Genomic DNA, 20,055 nt, shown 5'->3' with positions numbered 1-20,055 from the left:
AAATGAAACATTTCAGTTATTGCATCCATAATGATCTAGTCCGAAAAAAATTTTGTTTTGTTAAAATTTTCTTGCTGTTAATGATTGTCTTTCTTGGTGGATGTTCGGCGAACACATATCATGCCAAGATAACAGACTTTACTGTTCCCAAAGCTCCCAGCAAACTTGAAACATCAATATTTGTTTTGCGAGAGGATAATTTTTACGGATCTGCTCGTAAATTTGCTATCATCTGTAATGACACCGTTGTTGGTGTTCTTAACTCTGGAACTTTTTGTCAATTTACGGTGAAAAGCGGTGAAAATGAAATTGTTGCATACATGGGTGGGCCACTTATGCACTACAGGGTTCAGGGGAGTCCTGGAGAGAGTGTTTATCTATACTGCAGAATGGGTCTTTCTACAGGAATTTTTATGGAGCAGATTGACCAAGGTGTAGCAGACTATTTGATTAGTAAATTCAAATATATGGATATAGGACTACGAGGAAGAAAAACAGATGTAAACTATAAAGAATATTACGACAATCTTTATAAATAGCGATCACTTGCCAGTGAGTAATCTACTCGGTAGCAAAAAAGCCCCACGTTGAAAAAATCAACTTGGGCTTTTTTGCCCTCTGGGAGGCCAAGGAACGATGACGCCCTTTCCCTCATTTCAATACCCCTCTAGGCCAAACCTTTCTACAGCCTTTAATTCTTTCAGCTATACCTTTTCACACATTTTATAGCCCTGTGTGACGGCCCCTTCCCAAACAAAAACCTGACCTCACCCAAATAAAAACAGCCCCACCTCCCTCTCAGCGGGCAGGAGCATTCTGCCAAATATCCCATTAAATAATTTGAAGCTATTGTAGGATGAGCAGCAGTTAAGCGAAGCGGAGCGTGCCCATCATGGCTTACCCTTTACGGGAACACGGAGAAAGAGCTGAGAGAGGACGATATGCCCTTGCCAATCTTCGCCTAAGACGATAAAAGAACTGGGGCAGATCCCAAGGCCCCATAATCAGGTAAATATATAATATCTCAACATGGCAAAGGTGTACTTGTGGCATTAAAACCGACGATTTATAAATTAAGAATCAATATAGCAGACGGTGACCGAGACTATTACGAAACGATTAGTCTCACCATTGCCCAACACCCCTCGGAAAACCTTGAGCGGATGATGGCCCGTGTTCTGGCTTTTTGCATTAATAGCGAAGAGTACTTAACCTTTACCAAGGGACTCAGTGCCGTGGAAGAACCAGATATATGGGCACGGACATTGGACGATCGCCTCTCCTTCTGGATTGATATTGGCGAACCAGCCGTTGAGAGAATACGCAAGGCCACTCGGGTTTCGCCCAGGGTAAGGGTCTATACCTTTAACTCAAAATCTGATACCTGGTGGTCACAGAACCAGGAAAAGTTCAAGGAACTGGCAGTCTCTGTCTATCAATTTCCATGGCCTGAAATACAAGAGCTGGCAACCTTGGTAAAACGAAGCATGGAGCTCTCGGTCACCATCACCGGCGATACCGCCTATATCTCAGCTCCCGCAGGGGACTGCCAAGTCTCCTGTCTCTGCCTGCAAAGCAAGTAAGACCGAACAAGTAAGAAGGTGAAAGATCAACAGAGCAACAATGCCTTATGCCAATGACCGCACAAGAAACGACCAACATTTTTTCAGCCTGATCTCTGGCAAAGGATATAAAATATGGCAAGCCAACACGACAAAAAGAGCGTTCAAAGCGGATTGCTCCATCCCAGAAACCCTCATCGTGGCCGATATGACCTCGACGCTCTTTGCAGGACTTGCCCTGAGCTTAAAATGCATATCCAGATCAAACCCACGGGCGACAAGACCATAGATTTCAGCGATGCCAAGGCTGTGCTCTGCCTGAACAGGGCCCTACTCGCCCACTATTACCAGGTGAGCAACTGGCAAATCCCCGAGGGTTATCTCTGCCCCCCCATCCCCGGACGAGCCGACTATATCCATTATTTGGCAGATCTTCTCGCAGAAGATTTACCTACTTCTGCCAAGGGCAAGAAGATCAGAGTACTCGACATAGGCACTGGCGCAAACTGTATCTACCCTATTATTGGCAGTCAAAGCTATGGTTGGCACTTTGTCGGCACCGATATAGATCCTCTCGCCATAAAAATTGCTGGTATGATTGTCCAAGCCAACAGTTGCTTAAACGGAAAGATCACCCTCAAACAACAATTAGACAAAAAATTGATCTTTAAGGGCATTATCAACGAGGATAAATTTGATCTCACCATGTGCAACCCTCCCTTCCATGCATCTCTTGCCGAGGCCGAGGCAGGAAACCAACGTAAACGGAAAAACCTGGGCCATGGCAAAGAGAATAGAGCTCAAGAGAAGCTCAACTTTGGTGGACAAAATGCAGAGCTCTGGTGTCCCGGCGGAGAAATTGTCTTTCTCAGACAGATGGCCGAGGAGAGCGTCGCCTTTGCCAAGCAGGTTCGTTGGTTTAGCAGCCTGCTCTCCAAGGGAAAAAATGTTGCTCCCCTGAAAAAGCTCCTTAAACAACTGGGCTGCAAACGAATCAAGGTTGTGGAAATGGCCCAGGGCCAGAAGATAAGCCGGTTCATCGCCTGGAGTTTCTCTCAAGAGTAAACGAAAAAAATGGCCCCAATCTCGATGAGATGCTCCAGCCACTGCACAAGAAACAACTAAATTCTCAGCCAGGATACCCGAACCAGCCGCTGGAGCGGCAACGAAGTTTTCGCGGTCCTTTGCCAATGGTTCTCATTTCAAGTATAGCTCGTATGGTAGGAACGGGGCTAGCAAGCCCGTCCCTGCCAGCTATCCGGATTTAGTGACCGGCAACCAATCGCAATTGCAAACTGATCAAGTCAAAAACCTTATGCATCCCCAAATACTCGAAAAAACGGGTTGATCCATAGATCACATTCCAACGCGTCCGATCAATATCGAAATGGGCCTCCAAAACGAAAGAATCACCCTCAATGAGGGCAACGGTGGCATCAAATTCAAGGTCGACTGAAACACCCCGCAAACTCAACTCAGCTTTGACATGGTGATTGGGGCCGGTCAACCAACACGGTTCAATCCGTTTAACTTGCCTGATGCTTAATACCGCCTTGGGAAACATTTTGGTAAAGAAAAAATCGTCCGAGCGCAGATGAGCTTCCAGCACCGGCTGTAATTCATCTCCTTCCAAGTTGATATTATGAATGGTGTTCATATCAATTTCAATCGCACCGGTGATAACGCTACCTTTGATCTCAATCTCGCCCCTGGCAATATCCACCGTGCCAATATGACGGCAATTTGGATTACGCCCGGCCCATTCCAACTCACTTGCCTCACAGTCAACCGTGTATTGCCCGTCGGTTAAGTTCACCATCGTCTGCAGATCCTGCTGATAAGGAGCCTCCCCCTCAAGGTCATATCCAGCTCCATGCCATGCCTCAACTCCCCCTTTAAGAAATGAGACCTGCTCAAAGTTGGCCCGATCCATCTTCTCAAGCGCCACTGCTGCATCACGGCTACGGACGCTGGAACCATAAACTACAATTGGAAGCCGTTTATCTGAAACGATAGCTGCTAAATCATCCAAAAATGAAACGTGAAACACACAGGCATTTTGGGCACCGGGGACATGGCGGCTGACAAAATGTTCCGGGGGCAACAGATCGATGAGCACCGTTTCAGGTTTTTCGATTAAAAAGGCACGCAAATCACCGGCTGCCACTGGATTTTGGTCAAATTTTGAGCTCATGGTTTCTCCCTTCTCTTTTAAATGATCGCTTAACAAAGAGTTCAATACTCACTTAAAATAGTCCAGTGATGACAGATGCATGCCGACCCCAAACTATCTATTTTTGATAAAGGTACCATCTTGGTATTCCAGGAATGCCGTTGTCAGTTCAGCCTGGCTATTCATGACAATGGGGCCCTGCCAGGCCACAGGCTCAGCCAGCGGTTTGCCTGTTAAGAGCAGGAATCTCAGAGACTCATCCAGGGCCTTTACCGACAGTTGTTCTCCCTGATCGAAAAGAACCAATGTTCCATTCTCAACATCTGTACCATCGGTTTCTCCTTTTCCGGCGATAACATAGACGAAGGCCGTGTAGCCTGGATCTGTTTTATGGACAAAGGTCTCACCGACCGGCACAGAGCAATCAAAGTATTCAGGATCAATGACAATATCATCCATGGGCCCCTGCACGCCGGCAATATTACCTGCAATGACCTTGATACAAATACCGTTGCCAACTTCAACCTCCGGCACTTGGCCAGCCGTGATGTCGCGATATTTTGGGGCCATCATTTTCTGGGATGCCGGCAGATTGGCCCATAGCTGAAAACCATGCATGGCGCCCTGAGCATCCCCTTTCGGCATCTCCTGATGGATAATACCGCTGCCGGCGGTCATCCATTGCACATCCCCCGAAGAAATAACCCCCCTGTTGCCCAGGCTGTCTCCATGTTCCACATCACCTTTCAGCACATAGGTAATTGTCTCGATACCACGGTGAGGATGCCACGGAAAACCCTGCAGATAATCCTCGGGCTTGTCAGAACGGAAATCATCGAGGAGCAGAAAGGGATCCAAGGTCGGGGCCTCGTTGTGTCCAAACAGCCGGTTCAAATGAACCCCTGCACCCTCCGTGATCGGTTGACGGGTTAATATCAATTTAATTTTTCTCTCATCCTTCATAAATCGCCACCTTATAAACAGTGATTAATCAAGATATTAAACAGCGAGATTGCCCCATCCCTGGCTCATGAGGCAAAAAAAAAACGACTGGCTTACCCTTTATCCTATCATGCATCCATGTCCTGACAAAGCCCCCATCCATCATTTCTTTGTTGAACCAGCCGTAGCCGCCATCTGTACAGGACGCGAACAGAAGAGTGGGAACATAGGACGACGACAGACAACTTCTCCCATCCTGAAGTCAATGGCAGATATGGCTGAAGCCCTTTTTTATCAGATAAATGAGAGACGAACTCTGGAAGACAATAATTGCCCTTGTGAAAAAGGTGTTACCTGCCTATCCAGGAGATTCTAAAAAAGCAAAAAGGGCCACAGTCTCTTAAGAAACTGTGGCCCTTTACCTACTACTGCCCACAAATCATAGTTTACAGGGCATCTCTTTTTTAAAGATCTACAGCTCCTTGTCTTTACCAAAATACTTCTTAGTTTCAGAGACAATAACAGGGGTAAGGAGAAGAAGACCAATTAAGTTTGGAATAGCCATCAGACCATTGAGAGTATCGGAGAGATTCCAGACAAAGCTGAGCTTTGCCACCGCCCCAAGACCAACAAAACAGACGAAGACCAAACGATATGGCAAAATGACCTTGGTACCAAAGAGATACTCAATGGACTTCTCACCGTAGTAACACCAGCCGAGCATGGTGGAGTAAGCAAAGAAAATAATACCAATGGTAACCACATAGGCACCACCGGGCATAGTTGCCTCAAAGGACTTAGCCGTCAACTCCGCGCCGGTGAGACCAGTTTTCCAGAGACCTGAGATAACAATAACCAAGCCCGTCATGGTACAGACAATGATGGTATCAATAAAGGTCTGGGTCATGGAGATAAGTGCCTGGGTTGCAGGACTCTTGGTTTTCGCCGCAGCCGCTGCGATAGGAGCCGAGCCCAAACCAGATTCATTGGAGAAAACACCACGGGCAACACCCATACGAATGGCAAGCATGATAGTTGCACCGGCAAAGCCACCGGTTGCGGCAGTTGGGTTAAAGGCTAACTTTACGATGGTAACAAAGGCTGCAGGCACCATGCTGATATGGCTAAAAATGATATAAAGGGCGCCAAGGGTATAGAAGGCAATCATGGCAGGAACGATAATACTGGTTACCCGACCAATAGACTTGATACCACCGAGGATAACTGCAGCGGTAAATGCCATAAGAACAAGGCCGGTGATCATTGGCTCAATGCCAAAGGTGGACTCCATGGCATCGGCCACCGAGTTTGACTGAACCATATTACCAATACCGAAGGCGGCAATTGAGGCAAATACGGCAAAAACAACTCCAAGCCAGGGCATATTCAGACCCCGGGCAATATAGTACATCGGGCCACCACACATCTCACCCTTTTCATCTTTAACCCGATACTTTACAGCCAGGATAGCCTCGGAATACTTGGTTGCCATACCGACAAGACCAGTCATCCACATCCAGAAGAGGGCTCCTGGTCCGCCAATGGCGATTGCTGTTGCCACTCCGGCAATATTACCTGTACCCACCGTTGCTGAAAGGGCCGTCATCAGTGCCGCAAAGTGAGAAATATCACCAGGTTCATCATCATCAGCCTTACGTTTTACAAAGGCAAGCCACAGGGCATGACCAAGTTTTCTAAACTGTAAACCACGAAGCTTATAGGTCAACCAACAACCTGTACCAACAAGCAAGATGAGCATTGGTGGTCCCCAAGCAAAGGCGTTGATTTTCCCAATAAAGACGTCTAGCGTTGCAATGAAATCCATTCGTTCTCCTCTCTCTTGTTTGATGAGGGGTTGTCTGCCCCTAGAAAGGCTTAGAAAAACAGCCTAAGCCATACCAACAATTTTTAATGCAATAATACTTATAATATATTAGTTACGTGAAAAAGAGATTTTTCCTGACAAGATTAAAGATATTAATTAGATATATCATATATATCGCCCGAAATGAAGTAATAAACAAAAAAAATTATTCCTAAAAATATTTACTGCAAGAAATATCAGTTAACTCTTTGTTTATTATGATCTATTCATTTTTGTAAAATCTTTTTACTCTGCCCTGAAAAAGGACATTGAACGTGAGGAAAGGCCTTAAAGCATAGAGAGATAACTAATTGTAAGGAGAAGCAAAAAAGAGTAGGGCAGAACAAGGGCACGAGAGCTGATGGAGATGGGCTCCAGTAATCTTTCAATAATACGATAGATGGCGTACATGGAGGCAAAGAGACCACCAAATATTGATATGACCTGTAATACCAAGGTACTGTCATCGTTCATGAGCTGCCAGTTTTCATAGGATACAGCCCAACCCATCATGGCCTCTAGCTGAGGGATAAGCCTGCCTGCACCGACGACAAATATTTCAAGATGAATAGCAAGATAAGCGCCTAAAACGACAGGGATAAAACCGTAACCTAACAGGGCAGCAATCTTCTCTCTCCCCCCCCCGGCAAACCTTGCCTGAGCAGTAGCCATTCCATAGTAGAGACTAAAGGCGAAGAGGATCAAAAGAAAAAAAATAAGGGTCGCACCAAGGCCATAGGGAATATTCACTCCCCAAAAAAACTCCAGCTGCCCGAGAACAGCCCGGGCCTTTGTCACAAAATCAGTGTGCAGAGCAAAGGGAAAAAAGATGGCACCGAGGGCAACTATAAGAAAACTATCGGCAAGACGAGGCGTCTGCAGACTCCAGAGCTCCTGAGGGGCAATCCGCAAATTGAGTTGTACGGCACTATTATTACAATTTTTTACACACTCCCCACAGATGATACAATCTCTATTATTATCAACAAGATAAGGATGACGAAACATGGGGCAGCCATCACTCTCTTCTCCCCCTGCATAACAGGCATGATCCTGACACTTATTCAGGCAGACATCTTTATTTGAGCGCAGTTCCAAAATAGAGGGCATGGCAAAGATGGCATTAACCGCACCTAAGGGACAGAGATAGCGACACCATGTCCTTCTTGAATAGAGAAGGCTAAAAATAATGGAACCAAAGGTGATAGTAAGAATAATCATGCCAGTAAGCAGGGGGTTTTCATAGGCATCCCAGACTATTTCCACCCAAAAAACCAGAACACAGAGTATGGCCATAAGCCAACCGGAGTTTTTCTTGATAAAAGCCGGTGTCTTTCTCTTGGAGGGAAATATATTCTGCAAAAGCATACCTGGCATGGCAAGGGAACAAACACTGCACCAGATTCTGGCCAGAAAGAAAAAGGAGAAGAACATCAGAGGCCAGCCAATAGACCAGCTAATAGTCAGTCCAAGATTGGCCTCGGCCGAGCGTGGACCAAAAAAGAGGACAAAGACAGCCAGAAGCAAAACGCCACCAATAACTATCTGTGGTACCTGGGGAAACCTCTTGCTTGTTATAAAGCTACGCACCCAGGGAAAACGAAGAAGATTGAACTCCCACTTACCCTCTGACTTGGGCAGACCCAGTAAAATTTCCTCGGCATGAACCTCGGCCGTTGCAGCCAACATCACCGCCCGTCGTATTACCGTTGACAGCTCAGTGAGGTTACCCGGCCAATCATAGTTCATCAAGACCCCAAGGGTCTCAGGGCTGACAGCTGTGACCTCCTTGCCATACTCCCTGCTAAAACGCTTCAAATAGTGGTCTATCAGCTGGGGTAAATCTTTTTTATGCTCACGAACGGCGGGAACGGTAAATTTTTGCCTTTCTAAAATGGCAAGAAACTCTGGAATAATTTTGCCAGAATTCCGTAAATAGGTAAGGCTGAAGTCACTGATAAAGACAAGTCGTGACTGCATGGCTATCTGCTGCTTTGAATCAAGATGGGTAAAGACGCTGCTGGCAATCACCTTAAGAAGCTTTTCCTGAAGACTTATGGGAAGCAACTCCACATGACAAAAAACCAGGGTGCCCCCACAGGTCTTCTCAAAGAAACCGGCCTGTTGAGTTTGAAAAAAAGGATAGGTATCCTGAGCTGCTCCAAAGAGCTTTTTTTCTAAAAGAAGCGCCGAGGGGTATTCACGTAGATCAATCTCTCGATAGGGAGCATCGGCACAAATCGACTGCAGATGGATCTGTTTGGCAATGATTGTCCTGCCCGTCCCCTCCTCCCCATTTAAAAAAAACGGCTCCTGATTACTGGCAATTCTATCTATTTCCGCATGGGTTCGACGACTGGTTCTGGCAACATACTCATTCTTGCCGGAGTTAAGATCGCTGGCCTTCTCTAAATCAATATTGGCAGTCCCTCTCTGCCTGAACAAAACCATCTCACTGGCGAAGGTAATATCCTGCCTGCCAATCTGTTTTCGTGACATATCTGCCTGATCGGCAAAGGCCACCCGCAACCGTTCTGCCAAAAAAAGGTCTACCCGTCTGCGCACACACTGATTTCTTTCAAGCAAATCCTTAAAAAACGAGCCTTTAAAAATGAGAAGGACAAGATCAAAGAGGGCTCGAACGGCCACGGCATGAGGTTTTCCGGTAAGAAGGGCCGTCTCACCAAAATGGCCACCAGGTCCAACCCGACCAACGGCGCTGACACTACTGGTATCAAACTCAAAGACAAGCTCTGCCTCACCAACTGCCACAAGATAGAGCAGATCAGTCTGCCCTCCCTGTCGATAGACATACTCCCCCATCGGCACAATTTCCACCATCGCCATCTCACTGCACCGACCTATCTCCTCTGGAGAAAGATCTTGAAAGAGGACAGAACACTGTAGATGTTTTTCAATGCTTTCTTTTTTCATAAAAAGAGGGGTTTTTTTTTTAAGTAAAGAATCTAAAACACATTTCTTCAACAGAAATAATAGATCCGGACAAGGTCTATTAATTTATTTAACCTTAGCAAGTATATGATCATCTGTCCAAATATGTTTCTCGGCAAAAATAATGAATAAAATCCGCTAGGCATAAAAAAACCCACCATAAAAATGGTGGGTTCATCCTACAAAAAACAATTATCTGGGTCGCTTAAAAAATGGGGCTTTTCAATAAAGAGCAACCCCGGCTGCAAGGCCTGCATAAAATTTTGCAGAAAGTCCTATAGAGCCGCTACAATAGCATCACCCATCTCAGCGGTATTCACCGCCTGAGATCTATCAACTGCAATATCAGCGGTACAGATACCCCTATCAAGGGTTTTCTCCACGGCTGCCTCGATAGCATCTGCAGCCTCACCATAGCCGAGGCTATAACGAAGCATCATCGCTGCCGAAAGAATCTCAGCGATGGGATTGGCAATACCCTGACCTGCAATATCAGGAGCAGAGCCACCAGCAGGCTCAAAAAGGCCAAAATTCTCGGTATTAAGAGAGGCAGAGGCAAGCAGTCCCATGGAACCTGTGAGCATAGCCGCCTCATCGGAGATGATATCACCAAACATATTACCACAGAGCATTACGTCAAACTGATGAGGATCACGGACAAGCTGCATGGTAGCATTATCTACATAAATGTGATTCAGCTTCACATCCGGATATTCCTTTGCCACCTCAAGTACGACCTCACGCCAGAGCACCATGGTGGTCAAAACGTTGGCCTTATCAACCGAGGTCACCTTTCCACTACGCTGACGGGCAGCAGCAAAGGCCATATGAGCAATGCGTCGCACTTCAGAGCGTTTATAGCCCATGGTATCATAGGCATACTCATCCTCACCTGCACCTTCACGTCCCTTTGGGGTACCAAAATAGATACCCGAGGTAAGCTCACGCACGCAGAGAATATCAAAACCATCACCAATAATATCTGCCCGCAGAGGACAGGCTGCTGTCAAAGATTTAAAAACTCGGGCAGGACGATAGTTACAAAAGAGATCAAAGTGCTTACGAAGAGGAAGCAGGGCTGCACGCTCCGGCTGCTCTGCTGGAGGCAGATGTTCCCACTTAGGGCCACCGACAGAACCAAAGAGAATGGCATCACTCTCTGCACAGAGGGTGAGAGTTGACTCCGGTAATGCCACCCCATGGCTATCGATTGCTGCCCCACCAACATCTGCATGCTGGAAGGAGAGCTCAAAACCAAATTTTTTCTGAACTGCAACAAGCACCTTAAGAGCCTGCTCCATGACCTCTGGGCCAATTCCGTCACCGGCAAGAACCGCTATTTTCTTCATCTTTAATCCTTATTCTTTGTCTTCTTTACAGGTGATCACCCCAAGAGGGACAACCACATAAAACCTCAACCGGCTAAAACAGCGGTGGGCTATCGCAGTACCACAATTGCGCGTTCGGCGCCGGAAAAGGGGAGAAGATACTCCACCACCTTTTCTCGCTGATAATTACCCGCCGCAAGCACCTCATCTGCCTCGGCAAGTTCCTCCTGCCAGCGCGGACCCTTCAAACAGAGACGACGAATATGGGGAGACTTAAAACCCTCCGTCATAGCCAGAAATCCACTGATATCAGAAACAGCCCGGCTGGTGATATAACTAATATCCTCCGACGCAAACAGCTCTGGTTCATCCTCAATCCGACTACAATAGATCTCCACCCCCTCAAGTTGCAGGGTACGGACTATATGCCGCAAAAAGCTCACCCGCTTGGCTCGGGGCTCCACCAGAAACAGGCGGAGATCGGGACGGGCCGCCTTACAGATAAGGCCCGGCAGGCCAGCACCGGTACCAATATCGAGCAGACCGGCACCCTCGGGCAGGAGGGGCAGAAGGGCCAAGGAATCTAAAAAATGATTCTCGACAATCTCGGCCTCGCCTGTGCCCTTGGCAATGAGATTTACCTTTTGACTCCACTTCTTCAGCTCAACAAAATAGGTGTAGAGCCTCTCCTGCCCTGGTCGATCAAGCTCTATGCCCATGGCCTGACAACCACGGGAAAGCTCATTATAAAAATCAAAACTCATATTATTTCACTCGTACGGCCACGGAATTTGCGTGGGCGGTAAGACCTTCCAGGTTTGCCAGACGTTGAATATGCTCGGCATCATTTTGCAGGGCTGTCTGGGAATAACTAATAATAGAACTCTTCTTCAAAAAAGTTTCCACCCCAAGGGCAGAGGCAAAACGAGCCGTCCCCATGGTGGGAAGCACATGATTTGGCCCGGCAAAATAATCACCTGCCGCCTCGGGGGTATGACTGCCCAAAAAGATGGCCCCTGCATGGCGAATATGCGGCACCTGCGCCCAGGGATCGACAATCATCAATTCAAGATGCTCAATGGCAATATCGTTAGCCAAACCAATGGCCTCTTCGATATCCGCCACCACCAAAATAACAGCACGATCAACGATGGATTTCTCGGCAATCTCAGCCCGAGAGAGGGTTTTGAGCTGACGCTCTATCTCAGCCGGAACGGCCTCTGCCACCTGCCTATCCGTTGTAAGAAGAATGGAGAGGGCCTGAGGATCATGCTCTGCCTGAGCAAGCATATCCGCTGCTATATAGACAGGGTCTGCCGTTTCATCGGCCACGATAAGTACCTCGGATGGTCCGGCAATCATATCGATACGCACCATGCCGGAAACCAATCGCTTGGCCTCGGTGACAAACTGATTACCCGGGCCGACAATAACATCTACCCTGGGAATGGTGGCCGTGCCATAGGCAAGGGCGGCAATGCCCCAGGCAGAACCTGCCTTATAGATCTCAGTAATACCTATTTCTGTTGCAGCAACGAGAAGATGGGGGCTGATCTTACCATCCTTACCAGGCGGAGTCACCATAACCCGAGTAGTCACCCCGGCAATACCCGCCGGAATACCATTCATCAACACCGAAGAGACCAACGGGGTTGACCCGCCCGTACCGCCCGGCACATAGAGCCCAGCCGAATCAACGGGACGGACAAGGCGACCAACAATGGTCCCATCCTCACGGGTCTGCATCCATGAATCTTCCATCTCCCGCTCATGAAAGGAGTGGATACGCTCAATCGCGGCTGCCAGGGTCTCAAGAAAAGCCGCATCGACAAGCTCATAGGCCGCAGCTATCTCTGCCGCAGTCACAGCCAGGGCCGAGGCCGTCATATCAGGACAATCAAAGCGGCGACAGTACTTAACAACTGCCGCATCACCCTCCTGCCTTACAGCAGTTAAAATATCTTCGACCGCAGATTGGCAACCAGAATCACCTATCTGAAAACGGTTCAGCAGACTCTCAAGGAGGGCCTGGCCCTCAGAACTACCTATCATCTTAGGTTCTATGAGCATCGAAACCTCGCTATTTCACTTCCAAATTTTTATTTAAGCTTCCTCCAAAAGAGGAATAACCGCACCAAACTGTATACGGCAGAACAATGTTCATCAGTCACTCTTTTTCACGCCCGTATACTTCTGAAAACCACACCAAATTATGCAATATACGCTATTAGTTCCATAAAAAAAAGGTGGGAGAGCAACTTATAAAAGATAAGTCTGATTTCTATGAAAACGACATACTACTGACCCGGCATATTGAATTTAGCTTTGCGCATTGGCCAAAAGGGTAATATAGTTAGAATATTGCAAAATCACAATCTCAATGCCCATAACATTATGAATAAAAAAGACTTGGACTTTGTCTTAAACGGCAAGATCCACCTGCAAGGAGCCTTATAATACGATGAATTTTGAACCAAAATGGATAGCCTGGGAAACAACAAGACGCTGCAACCTTAAATGCGTACACTGTCGCAGTTCATCTGAGCTGGACGTTGTGGCCCATCCGGATTTCAGCCTCCAGGAGGCCAAACAAATCATCGACAAGATCACCTCATATGCCAAGCCTGTACTGGTGCTCTCCGGTGGTGAGCCCCTGTTGCGTGAAGATATTTTTGATATCGCCCAATATGGCACGGACCAGGGCCTGCGTATGTGCCTTGCCACCAACGGTACCTTGGTGACAGATGAGGTCTGCCTGAAAATAAAGAAGACAAATATCCGCATGGTCTCCCTGAGCCTGGATGGAGCAACTGCCGCCACCCACGATGATTTCCGCAATCAAAAGGGGGCCTTTACCGGAACAATGCACGCCATCGAACTCTTTCAAAAATATGATATTCCATTTTTGGTAAACTCCTCCTTCACCGTTCGCAACCGGCACGAAATCCCCGACATCTACCGCCTGGTAAAGGAGAAGGGAGCAACTGCCTGGTATATGTTTATGATTGTGCCGACGGGGCGGGGTGAAGAGATCATGGAAGAGCTCATCCCTGTGGATGTCTACGACGAGATACTGGAATGGCATTATCAGACAGAAAAAAATGAAGACGCCCTGCTCATGCGTCCCACCTGTGCCCCCCATTACTACCGAATCGTTCGACAAAAGGCCCAGGAAGAGGGAGAAACCTTTACCCGCCGTAATCTCCAGTTTTCAACGGGAGGTTCCAAGGGTTGTCTTGCCGGCCAACTCATCTGCCTCATTGATGTGGATGGCGAAGTCCTCCCCTGTAGCTACTTCCCAAAATCTGCTGGCAACATAAAGACGGAAAGCTTCCAACATATCTGGGAAGATGCCCCACTGTTCAAGGAATTACGGGATTTCAAAAACTACAAGGGAAGCTGTGGCTGTTGCGAATACGTCAATGTCTGCGGCGGCTGCCGGGCCAGAGCCTATGCTATGACCGGTGACTACCTTGCAGAAGAGCCATTCTGCAGTTACACCCCGAAAAAGATGAGATAAATAATAATAACCCTATAGATATCGAGTTCCTATGAATGATACTTTTTTAAAGGCCTGTCGCGGCGAAAAAACCGACTATACCCCTATCTGGATGATGCGCCAGGCAGGTCGTTACTTACCTGCTTATCAAAAAATCCGTGGCAAGGTGAGCTTTTTAGAGCTTTGCAAGAACCCTGCGCTCTGTGTTGAGGTGACCCTGCAACCCGTTGACCTCCTTGGCATGGATGCTGCCATCCTCTTTTCAGACATCCTTATTCTCATGGAGGCCATGGGGGCCAAGTTGGAATTCAACGAGGGTTGTGGCCCTGTATTCCCCAACCCCATCAAAGATCAAACCGCACTCGATGCCCTGATCATCCCCGATGCTGATGATGCGACGGGATTTGTAATGGAGACCATCCGTCTTCTCAGGGGAGAGTTACAGGTACCGCTGATCGGCTTTGCCGGCGCTCCCTTTACCTGTGCCACCTACCTCATTGAAGGTGGCTCCTCCAAGGTATTTTGGGAAACCAAGAAGATGATGTTCACCCAGCCGGAGCTTTTCCATGGCATCATGGAAAAAATCACTCAGGCGACCATCCTCTACCTGCAGGCGCAGGCACGAGCCGGGGCCCAGGCCCTGCAGATCTTTGACAGTTGGGCAGGTGTACTTGCCCCCTGCGACTTTGAGGTCTTTGCCCTGCCCTACGTGCGAAGAATTATCGCCAGCCTCCAGCAGTTTGACCTGCCCATTATCTATTTCGCCAATAATGGTTCGACCCTGCTTGAAATGTCGGCAAGCTCAGGAGCCAGTGTTCTCGGCCTTGACTGGCGGATAAATATCGGTGATGCGGGCAAAAGAGTTCCAGGCATTGCCCTACAGGGAAATATTGATCCATTTGCCCTTCTCCTGCCCAAGGATAAACTCCGTAAGCGCATTGGTACAATCCTCGAGGATGCCAAGGAGGTAAAGGGACATATCTTTAATCTTGGACATGGAATTCACCAGTTTACCCCGCCTGAACAGGCCAGGATTGCCGTTGATGCCGTCCATGAGCTCAGCTGCAAATAATATGACATCTTCAACCAAAATGCTCGCTGCCAACTATCCTAGCGTCAGCGAGTGTTTACAATATATTGAGGACTTTGCCATGCTGGATAATATCCGGGACCACTCTCGCCAAGTGGCACGGGTAGCAGCGGCACTCACCGATCAGCTCTGCCTCGTACCAAGCGTAAGAGAGTTGCCTGAAAGAGGACTGGTCGTTGCCGGAGCCCTCCTCCATGACATTGCCAAGACACGCTGTCTACGGGAGGGCTGTCGTCATGCCGAGATCGGTGGCCAAATCTGCCTAGATCTTGGTTTTCCTGAAATCGCCCAGATTGTCTCTGAACATGTCATATACAGCTCTTTTGACCCTGGGAGATATCGGGACGGCTATATTGACGCCCGCGGACTGGTCTACTACGCAGATAAGAGGGTGCTACACGACCAGGTCGTCTCTTTAGATGAAAGACTGGTCTATATCATTGACAGATATGGTAAAAAAGATCCTGCTATCATAGCAGCCATACGAGTCAACTTCTCGACCTGTTATCTGCTTGAAGATCTGCTCTTTTCTTTCCTTGATTTTCCGCCAGAAAAGACTATTTTATCTGTTTCAGATGTCTCTCTCTAGGAGAAACAAGCCTCCACGCCCCTCTCTGCTACAGGACGCCGATATCGCCTCTCTTCCATGCTGGATGCCATCTACCAGCAATGCTTACCTGTAGAAGAGACGCGATAAATCGACGTCTCTACCTGCTGGTGAAATGCATTTCGCCCTCCCGTTATGACCGCACACCACTAAAAAACGACCTTTCACCAAAAAAATATTCCCCCTCACAAAAAAAAACGACATCCCCCCCCCTAGAGTGCTAACATAACTAAAGTAGTTTTATTCACATTTACCTAGGGAGGAAACAAATGCTTTTCTTTTTTACCTGTGTTGGCCTGTTGATCTTGGGCTACTTCACCTACGGGGTCTTTGTTGAAAAGATCTTTGGCATTGACCGCAACCGGGCAACCCCCTGTAGCACCAAGGAAGAGGGCGTTGACTATATCGCCATGCCGACCTGGAAGGTGTTCTTCATCCAGCTCCTTGATATTGCGGGACTTGGCCCCATATTCGGACCAATCCTCGGTGCTCTATACGGCCCATCTGCCCTCATCTGGGTAGTTATTGGCTGTATCTTTGGCGGCGCTGTCCACGACTATTTTAGTGGTATGCTTTCTCTGCGTAGCGGCGGAAAGTCTATCCCTGAGGTAGTTGGTGACATTATGGGAATGCCGGCACGACAGACCCTGCGCATATTTTCCATCGTCCTCCTCCTCCTTGTTGGTGTTGTTTTCATCCTGGGACCGGCAAAGCTTCTCCACCAGCTGACGGGAGTCAATGTTCAGATACTGATCGGCTGTATCTTCTTTTACTATTTCATCGCCACCATCCTCCCCATCGACAAGATCATTGGTCGTCTCTATCCATTTTTCGGCGCCCTCCTCATATTCATGACCTTTGGCGTTATTGGCGGTTTGATCTTCCACGGCTATGAGATTCTGCCAAACCTTGATTTTTTCACCAATACTCACCCGGCAGACAAGCCTATCTGGCCTCTTCTCTTCATCACCCTGTCCTGCGGTGCGATCAGTGGTTTTCACTCCACCCAATCACCGCTGATGGCACGTTGCGTACAAAATGAGTCCCACGGCCGATCCGTCTTCTATGGTTCAATGATCATGGAGGGTATTATCGCCCTTGTCTGGGTTACCATTGGTCTCTCCTTCTACCAGACCCCCGAGGCACTCAGTGCTGTAATTGCTACCGGCTCCCCTGCCGCAGTGGTCAATGAAGCATGTAACACCCTGCTGGGCCCCGTCGGTGGTTTTCTGGCAATCATGGGCGTTATCATCCTGCCTATCTCCAGTGGTGATACGGCCTTTCGATCCACCCGTTTGATTATTGCAGAGATCGTTAATATCAAGCAGAACCGACCTGGCCTGCGACTGATAATTGCCATCCCCCTCTTTGCCGTGGCCTTTGCCATCAGTAATGTCGAGTTCACCACCGTATGGCGCTACTTTGGTTGGTCCAACCAGATGCTCTCCATGATGATGCTCTGGACGGCAGCCATCTATCTGGTCAAAAAGAGAAAACTTCACTGGATATGCACCATCCCTGCCACCTTTATGACCGCGGTTGATGCAGCATTCATCCTCCAGGCCAAGATCGGTTTTGAGCTGGACTCTACCCTGTCAAATATCGCTGGCGTAGTTATTGCCATAGCGGTCCTCGTCGCCTTCCTCATCTACACCAAGCCCCTGGAAGAGGGCGCGCATCTTTGGAAGATAGAAGAGTAAGGGTTTAACAAGCTTGCAAAAAAAAAGGCGAATAAACCCAAGTGGTTTATTCGCCTTTCCTATGAAAATGTTCAGTAGATTTGCTACAGGGACAGTGGAACCCACTAAACTTTAAACAGCTTAACAATCTTAGCCAGTTCAGCCGACAATCCCAGTAGGTCATCGGCACTTTGCTGAACATCTCGCCCCTTGGTAGCTATGGTCCGGGACACCTGGGAAACACCGCTAATATCCTTTGTCATTTCACCTGAAACAACGGAGCTCTCACTTACGTTTGTATTCACCTCCTGAATACCGGCACTTGCCTGAACAATATTTGCGCTTATCTCTCGGGTGGTCACCGACTGTTCCTCAACGGTCGCTGCTATCGTGGCTACGATTTCATTTACATCCTCTATTACCCTGGTAATTTGCTCAATTTCACCCTCTGCCATTTTAGCAGTATGCTGCACATTGCCAATAACATTTTTAATATCAGATGTTGCCTCGGCTGTTTGCTTAGCCAACTCTTTAATTTCATTGGCTACCACAGCAAAACCCTTGCCAGACTCACCAGCCCTTGCGGCCTCAATGGTGGCATTCAATGCCAAGAGATTTGTCTGCTCTGATATCTCAGTTATAGTCTCCGTGACCTTACCAATTTTTTCTGCTGCACTACTCAACTCATCCATTTTTTCAGATGCACTTTGTGATTGTTCAACAGCCAAACTTGAAACAGCATGAGCCTTCCCCGCACTTTCTGCGATTTCACCAATAGTTGCAGTCATCTCCTCGGATGCAGATGCCACCATACCTATATTAGCTGAAGACTGCTCCATGGCAGCAGAAACAGTATTGAGATTTGCACTCATCTCCTCTGCCGCCGCAGCGACATTATCAGAGCGGGTGGATGTATCCTCTGCATTAACCAAAAGCTCACGGGCAATAACCGAAAGTTGACCAGCACTGACAGCCACCGGAGTACTATTTTCCGAAAGCCTAATTATAATTTGCTGTAACTTCTCGATAAAAACATTAAACCACAGGGCAATATCTCCTACCTCATCCTTTGAAGTCACCTGAAGACGCATGGTTAAATCGCCCTCGCCCTGGGCAATATCCTTTAGGCCCTCCACCACCCTCTGCATTGGTCGTACCAGAGTTTGTGAAGCAAAAAACACCACAACGGCTACAGCTATAAGAGAAATCAGGGTAATAAAGCTCACTGAATCTCTGATTTCATGGGCTGCCCCTAAAAAGTCATCCTGTTCCTGGGTTACAATAACACTCCATTTCTGACTGGGAACAGGAGCAAAACCTGCCACCTTAGCATCCCCCTTATAACTGTAACTGATCACATCCGTTTCACCGGCCAGCATGGCTTTACTTAACTCTTCCAAACCATCATCACGGCTTAAATCATGCTGCAAGATAAGTTTTTTATTTGGATGGATATTGACCACACCTCTCCTATTCACCATGGAGGAGTATCCGGTGGCACCCGGTGCGACCTCTGCAAATTTATCCAGCAAGAATTTTGCACTGACGGCAAGACCGATAACACCTTGAAAGCGATGATCACCAGAGACAATGGGAGCACAGACCACATAGATAATCTTGCCGGTACTCTTTGATCTTGCTATCTCTCCAACCACAACCTCGCCACTGCTCTTTACCCTTTGAAAGTAGCCACGACTGGCAATATTGCTGCCCCTGTACTCTTTCCCACTGGCCAGCTCACCGGTGATAAGAAGACCCTTTTTATCGGTTACAAAAACACCCAAATAACGACTATTATCAAGAAGAGCATACTTATCTTTCATCGCCCTGCGTAGCACGGCAATATCATCTCCTGCGCTTGCAACACCAACCCTATTAACCTTCTCAATTACTTCAAGCGTCAATAGATCCGTGGTGAAGGCAGCGGCCACTTCCCGTTGAAGATCCAGTGATATTTCAACATAACCACTTAATTGTTTTGCCTCGTTCTGTAGAACTTCTCTACTTATCTCAAAAAGAGTCTCATTTGTCTTATGTACTACCCAAAAACCGACAATGAGCAGAGGCAAGAGTACTGCTAAAATTCCACCTGCGACAAGTTTGAAATATAATGATCTTGTATTAATTTTTGCTCTCATCCTTGGTCCCCTTTAACTCTATTATTATCCCTGACTTCGTTCCAATCTACTGCAGACCTTCTTATTTTCAGAATCAGCCTCTTGCGCTTTTCTGACAATAGAAACTGATTACAGTTTTCCTACATAACAACATCAAGCAAACCTGTTGATTAATTGGCGAACGATTTTCCCGCACAAGGGCAAGATACCCCATGAGTAATTGCATAAAACTGGTATCCTGA

15 protein-coding genes are annotated in these 20,055 nt (G+C 47.6%); 7 read left to right on the top strand and 8 right to left on the bottom strand.

The window, feature by feature from the left end; genetic code table 11:
• Positions 1–2: 2 nt before the first annotated feature.
• From DP_RS06520 to rlmF, 3 genes are all read left to right on the top strand, one after another.
• On the top strand, positions 3–539 hold the full coding sequence (locus tag DP_RS06520) for a hypothetical protein (RefSeq protein ID WP_011188532.1): 537 nt from the start codon (positions 3–5) through the stop codon (positions 537–539).
• 507 nt (positions 540–1,046) lie between these two features.
• Complete coding sequence (locus DP_RS06515) at positions 1,047–1,583, top strand: YaeQ family protein (protein WP_011188531.1); 537 nt, start codon at positions 1,047–1,049, stop codon at positions 1,581–1,583.
• A gap of 114 nt (positions 1,584–1,697) precedes the next feature.
• Entirely contained in the window at positions 1,698–2,627 is a 930-nt protein-coding gene (rlmF, locus tag DP_RS06510; protein ID WP_011188530.1) for a 23S rRNA (adenine(1618)-N(6))-methyltransferase RlmF, read from the top strand.
• A 199-nt stretch (positions 2,628–2,826) separates the two neighbouring features.
• Here rlmF and DP_RS06505 read toward each other — a convergent pair whose 3' ends face one another.
• From DP_RS06505 to hisD, 7 genes are all read right to left on the bottom strand, one after another.
• Positions 2,827–3,756, bottom strand: coding sequence for a YceI family protein (locus DP_RS06505; protein ID WP_049785021.1), 930 nt, complete (start codon positions 3,754–3,756; stop codon positions 2,827–2,829).
• Positions 3,757–3,849: 93 nt separating this feature from the next.
• On the bottom strand, positions 3,850–4,698 hold the full coding sequence (locus DP_RS06500) for a pirin family protein (RefSeq protein WP_011188528.1): 849 nt from the start codon (positions 4,696–4,698) through the stop codon (positions 3,850–3,852).
• Positions 4,699–5,149: 451 nt separating this feature from the next.
• Positions 5,150–6,502 carry an alanine/glycine:cation symporter family protein gene (locus DP_RS06495; RefSeq protein WP_011188527.1) on the bottom strand — a complete coding sequence of 451 codons (1,353 nt, stop codon included), beginning with the start codon at positions 6,500–6,502 and terminating at the stop codon, positions 5,150–5,152.
• Between the two features lie 327 nt (positions 6,503–6,829).
• Positions 6,830–9,475: a sigma 54-interacting transcriptional regulator gene (locus tag DP_RS06490; protein ID WP_011188526.1), complete on the bottom strand. Its 2,646-nt coding sequence runs from the start codon at positions 9,473–9,475 to the stop codon at positions 6,830–6,832.
• Positions 9,476–9,768: 293 nt separating this feature from the next.
• Complete coding sequence (gene leuB / locus DP_RS06485; protein WP_011188525.1) at positions 9,769–10,842, bottom strand: 3-isopropylmalate dehydrogenase; 1,074 nt, start codon at positions 10,840–10,842, stop codon at positions 9,769–9,771.
• Between the two features lie 89 nt (positions 10,843–10,931).
• Positions 10,932–11,585 (bottom strand): 16S rRNA (guanine(527)-N(7))-methyltransferase RsmG, encoded by a 654-nt coding sequence (gene rsmG / locus DP_RS06480; RefSeq protein ID WP_011188524.1) that lies wholly within the window; start codon positions 11,583–11,585, stop codon positions 10,932–10,934.
• Between the two features lies 1 nt (position 11,586).
• Positions 11,587–12,891, bottom strand: a complete 1,305-nt coding sequence (gene hisD / locus DP_RS06475) for a histidinol dehydrogenase (RefSeq protein WP_011188523.1) — start codon at positions 12,889–12,891, stop codon at positions 11,587–11,589.
• A 391-nt stretch (positions 12,892–13,282) separates the two neighbouring features.
• Here hisD and DP_RS06470 point away from each other — a divergent pair, with 391 nt between their 5' ends.
• The 4 genes from DP_RS06470 (at position 13,283) to DP_RS06455 (ending at position 17,717) form a co-directional block, all read left to right on the top strand.
• Entirely contained in the window at positions 13,283–14,341 is a 1,059-nt protein-coding gene (locus tag DP_RS06470) for a radical SAM/SPASM domain-containing protein (protein WP_011188522.1), read from the top strand.
• A gap of 31 nt (positions 14,342–14,372) precedes the next feature.
• Positions 14,373–15,392, top strand: coding sequence for a uroporphyrinogen decarboxylase (gene hemE / locus DP_RS06465; protein ID WP_011188521.1), 1,020 nt, complete (start codon positions 14,373–14,375; stop codon positions 15,390–15,392).
• A 1-nt stretch (position 15,393) separates the two neighbouring features.
• Entirely contained in the window at positions 15,394–15,999 is a 606-nt protein-coding gene (locus DP_RS06460; RefSeq protein WP_228130177.1) for an HD domain-containing protein, read from the top strand.
• Between the two features lie 287 nt (positions 16,000–16,286).
• Complete coding sequence (locus DP_RS06455) at positions 16,287–17,717, top strand: carbon starvation CstA family protein (protein ID WP_011188518.1); 1,431 nt, start codon at positions 16,287–16,289, stop codon at positions 17,715–17,717.
• Positions 17,718–17,821: 104 nt separating this feature from the next.
• Here the strand turns inward: DP_RS06455 and DP_RS06450 are convergent, their stop codons facing one another.
• Positions 17,822–19,834: a methyl-accepting chemotaxis protein gene (locus tag DP_RS06450; protein WP_011188517.1), complete on the bottom strand. Its 2,013-nt coding sequence runs from the start codon at positions 19,832–19,834 to the stop codon at positions 17,822–17,824.
• Positions 19,835–20,055 lie beyond the last annotated feature (221 nt).

Origin of the sequence: Desulfotalea psychrophila LSv54, assembly GCF_000025945.1 — a bacterium.
Classification (GTDB): Bacteria; Desulfobacterota; Desulfobulbia; order Desulfobulbales; family Desulfocapsaceae; genus Desulfotalea; species Desulfotalea psychrophila.
Note: the sequence above shows the minus strand (reverse complement) of the source record. Positions and strands in the feature narration are given on the sequence as shown.